Here is a 15,343-nt window from a genome sequence, read left to right as displayed (position 1 = left end):
ACGCCCACTACCCAAAACAGCATAAAAGTGCCCAAGTAATGGTGCAATAACCACTCAACCAGATAGGAGCGTCCAGTATGAAGATTACAACAATAGGTATTGATCTGGCAAAAGAAGTGTTTCAGATCCACGGTGTAGATGAGCATGGCAAGGCCGTGTTGCGTAAGCAATTACGCCGCAGCAAGATAGCTGAGTTCTTTGCTAATCTGGAGCCTTGCTTGATTGGCTTAGAAGCTTGCGGTAGTTCATACAACTGGGCGAGAAAGTTGGGTGAATTTGGGCACACCATCAAGCTCATGTCTCCTCAGTTTGTCAAACCTTATGTTAAAACTAACAAGCATGATATGGCGGATGCAGAAGCGATTCTCTGAAGCGGTGAGTCGACCCAATATGCGTTTTGTATCGATCAAGACTGTTGAGCAACAAGCCATGCTATCAGTGCATCGTGCCAGACAGGGTTTTGTTAAGGCCAGAACCGCACAGGCAAATCAGATACGCGGTCTACTCTCTGAGTTTGGTATCGTCATCCCTCAGGGTATCGAATCGATTGGCAAACGCATGCCTGATATTCTGGAAGATGCCAAAAATGGTTTGCCAGGAACAATGCGCCGATTGCTGGAAAGACTGAATGATCACCTTAAGGAACTGGATCGCCAAGTGGACGAATTAGAGTTACAAATCAAGCTTTGGCACAAAGAGAGCGAGGCCAGCCAAAGATTGGAAGCCATTCCTGGTGTTGGCCCGATTGCAGCGAGCGCCATTGTGGCATCCGTAGGAAACGCGACGGAGTTTAAGAACAGCAGACAATTAGCAGCATGGCTAGGGTTGGTGCCCAAGCAGCATGCAAGTGGAGGCAAGCAGTTATTGCTCGGTATCAGCAAACGTGGCGATACTTATCTTCGCACCCTGCTGATCCACGGAGCCAGAGCAGTCATCCGCTTTGCCGAAAAGAAGGCCGGGCCAGGAAGTTGGCTGTACAAGCTGATAGCACGGCGCAACAAGAACGTTGCTGCTGTTGCCCTCGCAAACAAGAATGACCGCATCATCTGGGCATTGCTTACCAAAAAAGCGACATTTCACCCTGATCACACTATGGCATCGACTGCTGTAGCTCGCTGATCGCGACGGTTGAATAGAGGCATATTGGTAATGTTGCATTAAAAACGTGTTTAAGGAGAAAGATTACCACCGATTGCACAGGCAATCATGACATGATGGCGAGACTGGTCAGACCGTGAGTGGCTAAACCTGAACAACACACAGTGCATCGAGCACGTTGAGGTGATAAGGCGCTACTCAGCAAATTCCATCAGGGGCAGAGGCAATGCGCTTCATACAAAGCCCGGATGTATGGCAGCAATCTTTACCTGCTCAAAATCATTAGCTGAAAGCTTGGCAAAAAGTGGGCGTCCATGTATGTGTTGTCAAATATGGAGTCCATATAATTAAGTAGCGAGTAGATTTGCATAGTATCGCTGTGTAAATTCTGCTGGCGATAGGTAGTCCAATTTTTCCTGTTTGCGCTGCCGGTTATAAAAGATCTCGATATATTCGGTAATCTCCTGTTTTGCTTGTGGTCGTGTTTTAAATTTTCGATGATGTACCAATTCGTTTTTAAGAATTCCCCAGAAGCTTTCCATAGGAGCATTATCCCAGCAATCGCCTTTGCCACTCATAGAAGAGACTATGTCCAGTTGTTTCAATCTGTCCTGGTAATCATGCGCACAATATTGGCTACCACGATCCGAGTGAAGAACTAATCCCTTTTCCGGCAGTTTTCTATCAGTTGTGCGAAACAAAGCCTGTATAATCAAATCAGATCCGTCGTCATCCTCTCATTCATGGCATAGCCTATTAATTCGCCATTAAATAGCTCTTTTATGCCAGCCAGGTACAGCCAGCCTTCGTCTGTAGGAAGTAGAGTAAGAAGCAGGGCGTAGTCGAACTATCTCCCTGCTTCTCCTCACCGAACCGTACGTGCACCTCTCAGTGCATACGGCTCTTCATTCAAGTATGGCTCTAGCCATAGCAATATCTCAGAAGACGGTCAAACTTGCGTTCTTTATCTTCTGAAGACTATCTTGCCAGCTTGCACTGCATTTCACTGATTATCAAAGGTCTTCACCTCTTTACGGGCAGTTATTCTGCCAAACAAGCTACTTAAACTGTTCCCCTTCGCCAGGTAGCAGGCTCTCCCTGCCTCAGACTACTATGGGAACTCCGCCAGTTTATCGTTCATCGGGGCCACATTCCCTTGCCATTACGATAAACCTTCCCCATTCCACATGCCGGACTCAAACGTATTGGTGAGGCTGCCGATCGCAGTCTTTACCCTTGCTTGCTGCAAGTCGATACAAATGTAACGGTCTGGCTATGTTCTCTCCGTTACACCCTGCGTGCTGCCATTTGTGTGCAGTCGCATTTGGGAACGAGCCCCTACATATGGTTCGTTCCAATTTGTATACCACCTGTTAAGCCGTGTAGGTGGTGGTGACATTTCAACCCACAGACGCGGTTTAATCGGTTCGTGTTCCTCCACCTTCCAATACTCAGCCTGGAGACGCATCTTGGCTTAACGACTTCGCCTCGCGCCTTCTCATAGCAGAAGACGGGTATTCCATTCATTACAGTATGATTAAAATACATTCCAAACATGCTCAAGCTTCGTCAACGTCATCAATAACGCCTTCGAAGGATGGGCGCACTATAGATGATATCGCTGACCCACGCTTTGCCAGGTGCGCTAACAGCAAACTCTCGTTTCAAAATATTAGGAGCGAACGGTAAATGATGTTTAGAATCGGTCGTGACCTTGAATTTACGCTTTTGCTTACAACGCAAATTTAGCTTCTTGCGAAGCGCTCGAACACGGTATGCTGTAATTTGGCCCCCTGATCTACCAGCTCACTATGCAAGCGTTTCACGCCGTAGGTCTCGCGGGTGCGTTGGTGTGCTGCCAGTATTTCTATTACCAGCCGTGCATTTTTCTGTTCACGCTCACAAGGTGGGCGAGTATTCCAGGCATGAAAACCACTCTCTGAAACATCGAGTACACGGCACATATAGCAGATCCCATATAAAATGATTTAAATTTCATAAGCGGCAAAGAGCTGCTCGATGGAACAACCTTCCTTTTTTCTGATGGCTTTGGCCTGAGCCCATTTGGGTTCAATGTCATTTAAGTCAGGGGAATAAGGCGGCAGGTATTCAAGTGTATGCCCGGCATTGGCAATGGCGGTTTGGATATCCTGCCGTTTATGAAAGGTTGCGTTGTCCATGACAATCACGCAAGCGGGCAGAAGTTTAGGCAAAAGGTCCTGTGTTATCCACGCATAGAAAATGTCAGCGGTGATATTGGCGATGAACAGACTTATGGTCAGCAGCGTCTTTCCGATGAGAGCGCCAATCACATTGGTTCGACCTCGTGCATGCCAGTCTTTTACGCCATGGACGCGCTCACCCACTGGCGCATAGCCATGCGTGCGTGGCATGTCGTGCGCAAAGCCGCTTTCATCAAGGTAGACGATAACGCGGCCTGCTCGCTCATAGTCTTCAATTTTTTGCTGGAAGATACGCCGCTCTTTTTCGCTGGCTTTGGGGTGACACAGGCTTTTTTTTATAAGTCACGCCCAGACGCTTTAAAGCATGGTTAATGCCTTGCTTGCTGACACCCAACCGTTTGGCGCGCTCGTACTGATACGCGTCCGGATAATTCTTGATGTCCTGCGCCAACATTTCCATGTTGATCTTGGTGGCAGGTTTGTTGCGGGTGGTCTTGGGATCGGGAGTTTTGATCCAACGCATCACGCTGGCGACCCCTACACCAAAACGCTTGGCCACTTGCGCCATTGAGAGGTTCTCCTTCTCACGAACGGATAATACTTTACGGCGAAATAATATCGGATAGGTCATCTGTAAATTATAATCAATTTATAGGGGACATGCTATAAGTGCAACCGGATATTGCTGTCGCAGCGTATCAATCATGCCGTATCTCACCGCGACTCCTTCGCGAAATAGGCCGCACACTTTTTTATGAAATCTCTCTCCATCTTCACTTCTGCCAGCTCACGTTTGATCCTGGATAACTCCAGTTCAAGCTCAGTCAGTAAGTTCTGCTTTTTACCTACAGTTATGAGCTCGCCTTGCCGGTCAGCATAAACCCAGTTCTTTAACGTTCCTTTAGGTAAAGATAATCGTTCTGCTGCTTCAACCAGAGTTAATCCACTTTCTTTAAAAAAACTTGACCGATTGCTCGCGAAATTCCTGGCTATATCGTGTTCGGGGTAATTGTTCCATCTATATCCTCCATTTCATGTCTATATTTTATGAAACTTTGGACTCCATAAAACTCAGCATACCTCATAGGCATTCTGGAATATTTCAGCGTAGTTTTTCTCAATATAGTCCACTTCACCAGCCGTAAGAGCAGCAAATTCTTTTTCTTTTGCCCGTTTTGATAAATGCCCGTTATTTTGTTTCAAAAAGTTGAACAGTAGATCAATCATAGAATCGGGCATTTCAATGAAAGATTCCACGCGCGTTTTAAAAAGGTCACAGCGTTTAAGAAAATCTGCTTCCCGTGGCAAATCGAAATCAATTGTTTTTTCAACACAGGCATAGAGGAATTCCACATGCGGCGTAGCATCGAAATAACGGTAAAAATCCCCTGTGTCGTTCAGAACATGTGCGTTCATCTTTTTCGTAGGTTCCCACTCAATGAAGGAAAGTAATCGTTTTGAATAACTTTCCAGAACTAAGCGATATTCATCAATTCGCTCTAAAATGCTTGCTGACACTGGGAATATAACTCCCGCCGGGTTAAAACCGCGTTGCGCCAGAACATGATGAATTAAATAACGGTGAAGCCGCCCATTCCCATCCTCAAACGGATGAATATAAACAAAACCGAAAGCAAGAATGGCAGCGGCTATAACAGCATCCAATTCTCCAGCATAATAGCGGTCAAAATCAATCATACCCCGCATGAGGTCAGGAAGGTCTTCTGGCCGGGCACTGATATGCTCCGGCAGAGGCAAGCGCGTTCCGAACTCATGCTCACCAACAAATCCGCCCTCTGTTCTAAGGCCCATTGTAATAAATCTGCTATCACCAATAACTATACGTTGAAGGCGCAGTAATTCATCCAGATCGAGAGGCCTTCGTCCTGCTTCACCTATAGCCCGCCCCCATCTTTGGATTCGGTTTTGTGGCGGCGCTTCCCCTTCAATCGCGTAGCTGGATTTAGAATCTTTGAGCAGCAGGAAAGCTACTGTTCGAGCCAGGATATCGGCAGAAATTCTGCCTACGACTTCCTGTGCCCGCTCAGCAAGATTGCTGGCCACGTACTGTTCGATTGTTTTCGTGCGAAAAACCAGCGGGCAGAAAGCCCGTGTACCTGGCAAGTTATTACGTACCCTGTGCCGTGTAGATGTAATGCCATGAATTGCCCATTGCTGCTTCGAATCGACAATATCGATGTATGAGCCGGTTTTAGCATCAGGCAAATCCAGCTCCCGACCCAGAAGCCATTCATATAAAAACCAGAGACGCCGGGTGTAACTGCTGGTAGGCTTTGTTTTGATGATATGCTCAATTTCTTCCGGAGTAACGGCTTCAAAAAGCCGTTTCAAAACAGCCAGGTCGAGCCCTTCATATTTCAGGGCAAAAACGAGATGTCCTTCGATGGAAGCCTCAGGCATGTGGCGAGGCGTATAAATATACCAATCATCTTCTTCATAAATTTTATGACGTGCACCTATGGCAGACAATTTGTGCGGCAAAGGTACGGCCAAATCGTAAGCATTGATCAGAGCAGAATATCCAGCAAGAATCGCCTTTTCAGGCAAGCGTCTTTCCTGAAAAATACTCACTTCTTCTGAAAATCGATTATTTTTTTTGTTTTTCATGAAAAACAGTTGCTCTTTGTGATTTTATGCTTGCCAGTGTAACAGTATCATGAAAAACGATCACAGCCCATGAAAAATAATTTATTATAAGGATTTTCATGAAAATTAATTACTCTTTATGTTCTGATGCGACCTGCATAAATTCAGCCAGTAATTTATTACTCAGCTTTATGAGCAGATAGCTTTCAACTTCGTAAATATCTTCATGACGCTGGCTGTAAACGGGAAAGATTTTTTTGATGCAGCTTCCATAATATTCGGGATGATCAATCTTACATTGCCTGCAATCCGCGGCACATGTGGGAATTCACCTTTTTCGACTGGCTTGTAAATATCCTTTGAACTCTAAGCAAGGATTTGGCTAATGCAAAGTCGCAAACAACAATGATGGTGCTTTTCGACCCTAGAAAAAACAGCAGCCTCGCCATGATTAAAACACCGATTACAGGCCAGGCATTTCCTTCCTCGGCTCATTACATCGTCATGAAAGGCTTTGTTCCTGAGTGCACCTTCTGCAAATAAAGCAGGAGATGCCACAGTGGGAGAGGATTAAAGCGCGATTGGATGGCATGGCCATGCGATATTTTGTGTAACAAACCGATAAATTCAGTATTTTGTTTTGATATGCTGTTTACACTGGTAACGCACACAGGAAACCATAGGGTGCTGGTAGTAGTGTAATATGAACTTGTTTGGATTAAACGAGTTTAGAAAATCGGGAAACTAGTTTTTGTCAATTAAGGTATTGAGGTTATAATTTTTGTGCCTTTCTACGGGTACCTAAGGAGGTGGACATACATTTACGAAGTGAAACCCCACAAACATACCCTCTGCGCAATTTTCCAAATGTAGCTTCCTGATTGAACGGTTGAACTACGATTTCTATCATGCTTCAATGACTCTTGATTACGCTACCTTTGATTTGCTGCGTCAGAACCATCCGGCCTGGCGTTTACTGCGCTCCGATCACGCACCATTGGTGGCGAGCTTTTTACAGCGCGTCTTCATCGTGCCCAATGTGCGCGTGATGGCGCAAGCGGATTTGTCGGAGGCGCTGGAAGATGAGTTGTTTGCTCTGCGCGAACGATTAGGAGCAGACGCATTTCCCAAGGCTGCACTGGAGTACCTCAATGACTGGGCCAGTACTGAGAAAGGCTGGTTGCGCAAATTCTACACCAGTGGGTCGGATGAGCCACATTTCGATCTGACCCCAGCCAGTGAAAAAGCCATTGCTTGGTTAGCCACGCTGATCGAGCGCAGTTTTGTCGGCACGGAATCGCGCCTGCTTACCTTGTTTGAGTTACTTAAACAAATGAGTGAAGGCAGCGAAACCGATCCGCAGGCACGTATTGCCGAATTAAACAAACGCCGTGATGAGATCGATGCCGAGATTGCGCGCGTGCAAGCTGGCGACATTTCGCTGTTGGACAATACCGCGCTAAAAGAGCGCTTTCAACAATTCACGCAATTGGCACGAGAGTTGCTCGCCGATTTCCGCGAAGTGGAGCACAATTTTCGCAGTTTAGATCGACGCGTGCGCGAACGCATTGCGCTATGGGAAGGCGCCAAAGGCGCTTTATTAGAAGAAATCATGGGTGAACGCGATGCCATTGCCGATTCGGATCAGGGGCGCAGTTTTCGTGCTTTCTGGGATTTTCTGATGTCAAGCAGTCGTCAGGAGGAACTTACGGCTTTGCTCGAACGCGTTTTATCCTTGCCACCGGTCACTGAACTCAAACCAGACGTCCGCACTCGCCGGATACATTATGACTGGCTGGAAGCAGGGGAGCACACGCAGCGTACAGTCGCCCAACTCTCGCAACAGTTGCGGCGCTTTCTGGATGATCAAGCTTGGCTGGAAAACCGTCGCATCATGGATATCTTACACGGACTGGAAGTCAAGGCGCTGGCACTGCGGGAATCACCTCCGCCAGGTGAGATAATGGACATTATCGACATGGCTGCTACCATCGAGCTACCAATGGAACGGCCGTTGTACACAGTCAGTGCCAAAACGGCTATCGCAGAGATCGAACTGCAAGCAGGCGATATTGAAGAAAGTGAGGCAGGGTCAATGCAAGCGTTGTACTCACAAGTGCTGATCGACAAAGGACGGTTGACGCGACATATCCGCCATGCTTTACAGGATCGCTCCCAAATCACGTTAGGCAAGCTGTGCGAGCTGCAGCCACTCCAGCATGGACTGGCGGAACTGGTAGCTTACCTGGAACTTGCCAGCAATTCCTTCAAGACCGTGGTGGATGAAGAAGTGACCGAAACGATCGTTTGGCCAGGCACCGACACGGCAGGTGAAGAAAAGATCAAGCAAGCGCGTGTGCCGCGCGTAATTTTTGTAAAATAGCCATGACAGAACCAACCATTGAAAATACCACAACTGACTATGACTTGTCAGCACTGGTCATTCCGTTACTCAAAGGCGTGATTTATCAGGAAAATGATGCCATTCTGTGGCATGCCCTGTTACAACTCCAAGCACGCGTGCGAGACTATGTGGGCGTGCTGGGGTTGGAATTGGTGCTGGATGAAGCCGAGGGTTACGCCTTTCTGCGTGCGCGTAAAGAAGAACCGGATGATGACGCAGCTCCCAAGCTGCCACGGCTGATCGCCAGAAGACCGTTGTCGTTTCCGGTAAGTTTATTGCTGGCACTATTGCGCAAGAAGCTGGCTGAATTCGATGCGGGTGGCAGCGATACGCGATTGATGCTCAACCGTGAGGAGATCGTCGAGCTGATGCGAGTATTCCTGCCTGAAAGGAGCAATGAGGCGCGCTTAATCGATCAGATTGAAACGTATATCAACAAGATCGTGGAACTGGGATTCCTGCGCCGGCTAAAACCGGTTACTGCATCTCCTGGCAAACAAGCCGTAGTGTTCGAAGTAAAGCGCATCCTCAAGGCGTTTGTCGATGCTCAATGGTTGGCAAATCTCGATGCACGGCTAGCAGACTACCAGGCATATCTTGCAAATGAACATGGAGAAAGTAGCGATGGCTGAACGACAACCCCTGGAATTTGATTTTGTGGCCGATGATACTCTATCGGGCTTCCGTTTGCAGCGTCTGGAAGTATTCAACTGGGGGACCTTCGATAGTCGCGTGTGGAACTTGCAACTCAATGGCAAAAACAGTCTGCTGACTGGCGATATCGGTTCGGGCAAATCCACCCTGGTCGACGCAATCACGACCCTGCTGGTTCCTGCGCATCGCATCGCTTACAACAAGGCAGCCGGTGCTGACAACAAGGAGCGCACATTGCGTTCCTATGTACTTGGGCATTACAAATCCGAGCGCAGTGAGATGGGGGTGAGTGCCAAACCGGTGGCACTACGCGATGCCAGCAACTATTCAGTGATTCTGGGGGTATTTCATAATGTGGGCTACGACCAGACGATCACGCTGGCGCAAGTATTTTGGATGAAGGATGGGCAAGGGCAACCTGCACGCTTTTATGTCTGCGCGGAACATGCCTTATCGATCATCACCGATTTTTCCCAGTTTGGCTCCGATATTGCGCAGTTGCGCAAAAAACTGCGCGCTGGAAACGAGAACCGGGATGTCGAACTATTTGAAAGCTTTCCACCCTACGGCGCTTGGTTTCGCCGCCGCTTTGGCATCGAAAACGAACAGGCGCTAGAGCTGTTTCATCAAACAGTATCGATGAAATCGATAGGTAATCTGACCGATTTCGTCCGCAACCACATGCTGGAACCTTTCGACGTTGCGCCACGCATCACGGCGCTACTTTCTCACTTCGATGACCTCAGTCGCGCCCATGAAGCTGTGCTGAAAGCGAAACGCCAAGTGGAATTGCTCACCCCACTGATCGCCAACTGTGAACAGCATGCCGCATTGCGTGCACAGATTGAAGAACGCCGTGCCTGTCGCGAGGCGCTTAAACCCTATTTTGCCAGCCTTAAGCTCGACTTGTTGGAAAACCGACTTGCAGCCTTAGCCATTGAATGGATGAATCAGGATGCCCTGGTCAAACGTAGTGAAGCACGTCGTGATACTCAGCGCGCAGAAGTGGATGAACTCAACCGCAGCATTGCTGATAACGGCGGCGAGCGCCTGGAACGGTTGGCCCTTGAGATCCATCAAAAAGAGCAGGAACGCCAGCTGCGGGAGCGCAAAGCGCAGCGTTATGCCGAACTGGTGCGTACGATTGATGATATGCCTGCTGAGAATGAGGTCGATTTTCTTGCTCAACGACAACGCTTGGCGGCGCTGGCGGAAACAGCACAAACACGCGATGTCCAGCTGCAAAATGATTTGACCGAGTATGGCGTCAGCTTGCGCCAAAGCAAGCAGGAACATGATGCTCTGACTGCCGAAATCATCAGCTTAAAAGCAAGGCGCAGCAATGTCCCGGCCGAACAAATCACCCTGCGTACTGCCCTTTGCCAGGCGCTGGATTTGCCTGAGGAGAAGATGCCCTTTGCTGGCGAGTTACTGCAAATACGTGATGATGAGCGCGACTGGGAAGGCGCAGTAGAGCGGTTGTTGCGCAACTTTGGTTTGTCGTTGCTGGTGCCGGATGAGCATTATCCTGCTGTGGTAAATTGGGTGGATAATACCCATTTACAGGGACGCCTGGTTTATTTCCGGGTACGAGCAAGTGCTCGCAACAAACCTCCAGATTTGCACCGGGATTCGCTCGCACGCAAGCTGGTGATCAAACCTGACTCGCCTTTCTATGATTGGCTTGAACGGGAGGTGTCCCACCGTTTTGACCTTGCCTGCTGCACCACACAAGAGCAGTTTCGGCGCGAGACGCGTGCCATCACGCGTACGGGACAGATTAAAGCGCCCGGCGAGCGCCATGAAAAAGACGATCGCCATCGGCTCAATGACCGCAGCCGCTATGTACTGGGCTGGAGCAATGCGGCCAAGATCGCTGTACTCGAAACCAAAGCAAAAAAGCTGGAGAGGCAGCTTGGCGAATTGGCTAGCCTCATCAGCAAAATCCAGGCTGAGCAGAGCATACTCAAGGCACGGCTGACCGCGTTGTCGAAATTGGATGAATATACTGATTTTGGTGAACTCGACTGGCAATTGGTTGCCGTGGAACTCGCAAAGTTACAGGATGAAAAGTTAAAGCTGGAATTGACTTCCGATGTGCTTAAACAATTGACTGAACGGCTAAATCAAGCCGTGGCAGCCTTGCAGAAAACAGAAAGCCAGCTCGAGGTGCACAAGGACAAGCGCTCCAAAATCGAGCAGAAAAAAAGCGATACCGAGGTTTTGCGTGCGCAGACACAAGCGCTCGTGGATGATTCGGCGCAGGCTACTCACGCTGCCTACTTCGAGCTGCTTGACACGATGCGCAGCCAGGCGCTGGGTGAGCAGCCGCTCACGATCGAGTCCTGCGATTCACGTGAACGTGACATGCGCGACTGGCTGCAAAAGCAGATCGATAGCAAATCCAGCACGCTCAGTTCGCTGGCAGAGCGGATCATCAAGGCAATGACTTCCTATAAAGAAGAATTCAAGCTGGAGACTGCAGAGATCGATGCCAGTATTGAAGCGGCTTTCGAATACCGTAATATGTTGCATCATCTCCAAAGCGACGATCTGCCACGATTTGAGGCGCGCTTCAAGGAATTACTTAACGAGAACACGATACGGGAAGTAGCGAATTTTCACTCGCAATTGGTGCGCGAACGGGAAACGATCAAGGAGAGGATTGCCTACATAAATGAATCACTGACCGACATCGACTACAACCCAGGCCGCTACATCATCCTGGAAGCCCAGTCAACGCTGGATGCCGATATCCGCGATTTTCAAAACGAGTTGCGCGCTTGCACCGAAGGGGCTTTGACCGGATCTGATGATAGTCAATATTCCGAAGCTAAATTTTTGCAAGTTCGACACATCATCGAACGCTTTCGTGGCCGACAAGGATTAGCCGAGCAGGACCGGCGCTGGACAGCCAAGGTTACCGATGTGCGCAACTGGTTTCTATTTGCTGCCAGCGAGCGCTGGCGCGAGGACGACAGTGAACATGAACATTACTCTGATTCGGGCGGCAAATCTGGCGGTCAAAAAGAGAAACTGGCTTATACCATTTTGGCCGCGAGCTTGGCTTATCAGTTTGGTCTGGAATGGGGAGCAGTGCGCTCGCGCTCATTTCGCTTTGTCGTGATCGACGAGGCGTTCGGGCGAGGTTCGGACGAGTCAGCGCAATATGGCTTGCGCTTGTTTGCCCAGCTTAATTTGCAACTGCTCATCGTCACTCCCTTGCAAAAAATCCACATCATCGAGCCTTTCGTCTCCAGTGTTGGTTTTGTTCATAACGAAGATGGCCGTACCTCCAAATTGCGCAATCTCTCGATCGAAGCATACCAACAAGAAAAGGCAAGGATGACGGGATGAACTGGACCACGCCAGCTGATCTACGCGCGCAACTACATAAGCTATGGGAGCGCGGAGAGATTTTGGCCAGTCTTGTCACGGGTGCACCCTTATTCCCGCGGCGTTTATCTCTCAAGCGCCCCACCTCAACGGAAATAGTAGAATACTTTAGCGAGGTGCGCGTCTGGATCGAAGCACTCAGGAAGATGCCGCGCTGCCGACTGGAAATGCGCGAATTCAAGCACCGGCTATTCGGCACTAACACGCTCCCCCATGAGGTCTGGATCGACACAGTCGGGGATGCCTTGAGCCTGATCAGCAAGCAACGCGAAGCTGCCCATTTCACTGACCTGGTTATGATGACACGCCAACAACAGCCAGAATTGCTGGATTGGCTCGCTAAAAAGCCGCAGCGTGCGCTGGAGTTGGTCGATAAATGGCAGCGCTTGCTGGCCATTGTTGCCTGGCTCAAAGTCCATCCGCGTCCTGGCGTTTATCTCAGGCAAGTCGATATCCCAGGAGTACACAGCAAATTTATCGAGCACCATCGTGGCGTGCTCGGCGAATTGCTCGACCTCGTGCTGCCAGCCGAAGCAATTGATCCCATTGCTTCTGGCACCAACCAATTTGCACAGCGTTACGGCTTTTTGGATAAACCGCTGTGTATTCGCTTCCGTGTTCTGGATCGAACCCATGCTTTGTTACCCGAGGTAGGTGAACGAGATATTTCGCTGGATACCGACAGTTTTGCCCGGCTCAATCCAAAATTGTCGCGCGTCTTCATCACTGAAAATGAGATCAATTTTTTGGCTTTCCCCAATATCGAACACAGCTTGATTATCTTCGGTGCAGGCTACGGCTTCGAAATGTTGCGCAAGAAAACATAGTTAGAGAATTGTCGTATTTACTATTGGGGGGATATTGATACCCATGGCTTTGCTATGCTTGATCAACTGCGCAGTCAGTTCCAGCATGTTGCTTCGTTTCTAATGGACCGCGCCACCTTACTGGCATTCGAAGCACAGTGGGGGATAGAGACTCAACCCACGGGCCGGGAATTGTCGCGTCTGACACCGGAAGAGAAAGCGCTGTACGATGATTTACGCGATAACCGCTTGCGCAAGAATTTGCGGCTGGAACAGGAACGCATCGGCTTTGATTGGGTGAAAGCAGCGCTGGCTGCGCTCAGGTAATTTTAGTTAACGTGAGTTCGGGATAAGAAAAGCAGCAAAAGGGGTCTGAATTCCCTATGATAAATGGATTTTGGAAAAGAGTTTCACCATTATTCATGAGAAGAAACCTTCCCAAATATCAGACATCCTCAAACTCTTCCTGTTGTAGTGGCATGCTCTTTATGTCGAACTCACGTTACTCGGTATTTTTAAGTGTTTCATTTTATGAGCCACACATACACAAAAGAGCTCTAGAAATACAGTTATACAGAAATCGCATTACTACTAATTTAATTTGTAAAGCTAAATAATATTCATTATCATTAACAATCGCTATTTCTGTTGCTCTTCAAAGAATGAAATGCATCAATTCAACAAATAATACATTGCTTTAATCATTAGATTCTCTATTTAAGGAGGGATTATTCGATGTTGCAAAATAAAATTATTTCACTTGTTTCAGTTTTGATGCTGACTATATTTATCAGCAATCCTGTTTGGGCTAACGGTGGAAACCGAGTTTATTGGATAGCAGCGGATGAAGTAGTGTGGGATTATGCACCTTCATTTCCTGTTAATTCGATGACAGGCAATGAATTTACTGCGGAAGAGCGTGTATTCGTCGAGCAAGGAATTGGCCGGCGATATTTAAAGTCGGTCTATCGGGAATATACCGCCGGGTTTGGTGCGGTAAAACCGCGCGTCGCTGAGGAGGAGCATCTTGGTATACTTGGGCCTGTCATTCGGGCAGCCGTGGGAGACAGAATTACGGTTCATTTTAAAAACAATACCCGTTTTCCGGCAAGTATCCATCCACATGGCGTGCGTTATTCCAAGTCACACGAAGGCGCTGCCCATTCAGCAGATGATAAGCATAAATCTGGTGGGATCGTGGAACCGGGAGGGGAGCACACTTATATTTGGGAGGTTCCAGAGCGTGCCGGTCCTGGTCCAAATGATCCTTCTTCCATCGCATGGGTTTACCATGGTCACGTCAATGAACCTGCCGATACCAACGCCGGGCTAATTGGCCCGATCATTATCTCAAGCCATAAAGAGAAACCACTGGATGTAGATCGTGAATTTATTTCTCTTTTTACGGTATTTGATGAGAACGCCAGCTTATATAAAGATATTAATCTTTCCACTTGCACTGGTTCTTGTGACCCGAAAAGCGAAGAATTTGAGGAAAGTAATCTGAAGCATGGAATCAATGGATTGCTTTATGGCAATAATAAAGGTTATGTGATGCGCACTGGAGAACGGGTACGCTGGTATATCATAAGCATGGGGAGCGAGGTCGATCTTCATACGCCGCATTGGCATGGCGCCACTTTATTGCATAATGGTAACCGCCTGGATGTAACTGAAGTGTTGCCAGCAGCTACCAAAACGCTGGATATGCAGCCAGATGTCAAGGGCGAGTGGATGTATCATTGCCATGTCAATGATCACATCAGTGCTGGCATGTCAACGACTTTTACGGTCGAATAAAAATGACGGCCACCAGAAAATAGTAAAGATTTTGCAAATCGGGTCGAAAAATTTGTGTTAACTTTATTATGCTCGTATATAACCTGGTGAGCTATTGGCCTCACCAGGTTATTCTTAAGTTACTGTACATTCTTTATCCTTGAGGCCTATAGCGAGTGCCAGTTCGGCATCCTCATTTTTTTATCTTCAAGTTACCTAACTTTATCTTTGTATAAATGCAATGAAACCATGCATCTAAAAAGCCCCAGATTGTATTCTTTGTGAGGCATGGCATAAAAAATATAATTTTTATTCAACACTCACTACTATTTGCGTGCGATCAGACGATTTCTTGCGTTACCTGGAAAGCTTAAGCTACTCGCTGGTGCTCTAAAATAGTTTTATAGCTTAGCTCA

8 protein-coding genes and 4 pseudogenes are annotated in these 15,343 nt (G+C 48.1%); 6 read left to right on the top strand and 6 right to left on the bottom strand.

Features of this window, described 5'->3' with window-relative positions; all coding sequences use genetic code 11:
- Positions 1-77 precede the first annotated feature (77 nt).
- A pseudogene (locus AAW31_RS12865) lies at positions 78-1,119 on the top strand (IS110 family RNA-guided transposase).
- Between the two features lie 326 nt (positions 1,120-1,445).
- Here the strand turns inward: AAW31_RS12865 and AAW31_RS12860 are convergent.
- The 6 genes and pseudogenes from AAW31_RS12860 to AAW31_RS12840 form a co-directional block, all read right to left on the bottom strand.
- A pseudogene (locus tag AAW31_RS12860) lies at positions 1,446-1,927 on the bottom strand (IS3 family transposase); the annotation flags it as partial.
- Between the two features lie 773 nt (positions 1,928-2,700).
- A pseudogene (locus AAW31_RS22860) lies at positions 2,701-3,077 on the bottom strand (IS3 family transposase); the annotation flags it as partial.
- A gap of 9 nt (positions 3,078-3,086) precedes the next feature.
- Positions 3,087-3,557, bottom strand: coding sequence for a transposase (locus tag AAW31_RS12850; RefSeq protein ID WP_144412830.1), 471 nt, complete (start codon positions 3,555-3,557; stop codon positions 3,087-3,089).
- The gene (locus AAW31_RS12845; protein WP_046850521.1) at positions 3,553-3,912 is read right to left on the bottom strand and encodes an IS630 transposase-related protein; all 360 of its coding nucleotides are present in this window, start codon (positions 3,910-3,912) and stop codon (positions 3,553-3,555) included. The genes AAW31_RS12850 and AAW31_RS12845 overlap by 5 nt, the downstream gene beginning before the upstream one ends.
- A gap of 83 nt (positions 3,913-3,995) precedes the next feature.
- Complete coding sequence (locus tag AAW31_RS23710) at positions 3,996-4,274, bottom strand: transposase (protein WP_407667752.1); 279 nt, start codon at positions 4,272-4,274, stop codon at positions 3,996-3,998.
- A 78-nt stretch (positions 4,275-4,352) separates the two neighbouring features.
- Complete coding sequence (locus tag AAW31_RS12840) at positions 4,353-5,909, bottom strand: Fic family protein (RefSeq protein ID WP_082110453.1); 1,557 nt, start codon at positions 5,907-5,909, stop codon at positions 4,353-4,355.
- An 895-nt stretch (positions 5,910-6,804) separates the two neighbouring features.
- Here AAW31_RS12840 and AAW31_RS12835 point away from each other — a divergent pair.
- From AAW31_RS12835 to AAW31_RS12815, 5 genes and pseudogenes are all read left to right on the top strand, one after another.
- A complete protein-coding gene (locus AAW31_RS12835; protein ID WP_046850519.1) occupies positions 6,805-8,271 on the top strand; it encodes a DUF3375 domain-containing protein in 1,467 nt (488 codons plus the stop codon).
- Positions 8,272-8,273: 2 nt separating this feature from the next.
- Positions 8,274-8,924, top strand: a complete 651-nt coding sequence (locus AAW31_RS12830; RefSeq protein WP_046850518.1) for a DUF4194 domain-containing protein — start codon at positions 8,274-8,276, stop codon at positions 8,922-8,924.
- The gene (locus tag AAW31_RS12825; RefSeq protein WP_235264372.1) at positions 8,896-12,303 is read left to right on the top strand and encodes an ATP-binding protein; all 3,408 of its coding nucleotides are present in this window, start codon (positions 8,896-8,898) and stop codon (positions 12,301-12,303) included. The genes AAW31_RS12830 and AAW31_RS12825 overlap by 29 nt, the downstream gene beginning before the upstream one ends.
- Positions 12,300-13,475: pseudogene (locus AAW31_RS12820) on the top strand (DUF3322 domain-containing protein). Before AAW31_RS12825 ends, AAW31_RS12820 begins: the two are co-directional and overlap by 4 nt.
- A 408-nt stretch (positions 13,476-13,883) precedes the next feature.
- Positions 13,884-14,948 carry a multicopper oxidase domain-containing protein gene (locus tag AAW31_RS12815; protein WP_046850516.1) on the top strand — a complete coding sequence of 355 codons (1,065 nt, stop codon included), beginning with the start codon at positions 13,884-13,886 and terminating at the stop codon, positions 14,946-14,948.
- Positions 14,949-15,343 lie beyond the last annotated feature (395 nt).

Source organism: Nitrosomonas communis (genome assembly GCF_001007935.1).
Classification (GTDB): Bacteria; Pseudomonadota; Gammaproteobacteria; order Burkholderiales; family Nitrosomonadaceae; genus Nitrosomonas; species Nitrosomonas communis.
The sequence above is the reverse complement of the archived record's forward strand: the minus strand, read 5'-3'. Positions and strand labels throughout refer to the sequence as shown.

What these genes read in the sequence shown, in the direction of transcription:
- AAW31_RS12845 (WP_046850521.1), bottom strand. Translation starts at nt 3,912, where the DNA reads ATGACCTATCCGATATTATTTCGCCGTAAAGTATTATCCGTTCGTGAG.
- AAW31_RS12815 (WP_046850516.1), top strand. Translation starts at nt 13,884, where the DNA reads ATGTTGCAAAATAAAATTATTTCACTTGTTTCAGTTTTGATGCTGACT.
- AAW31_RS12840 (WP_082110453.1), bottom strand. Translation starts at nt 5,909, where the DNA reads ATGAAAAACAAAAAAAATAATCGATTTTCAGAAGAAGTGAGTATTTTT.
- AAW31_RS12830 (WP_046850518.1), top strand. Translation starts at nt 8,274, where the DNA reads ATGACAGAACCAACCATTGAAAATACCACAACTGACTATGACTTGTCA.
- AAW31_RS12835 (WP_046850519.1), top strand. Translation starts at nt 6,805, where the DNA reads ATGACTCTTGATTACGCTACCTTTGATTTGCTGCGTCAGAACCATCCG.
- AAW31_RS12825 (WP_235264372.1), top strand. Translation starts at nt 8,896, where the DNA reads ATGAACATGGAGAAAGTAGCGATGGCTGAACGACAACCCCTGGAATTT.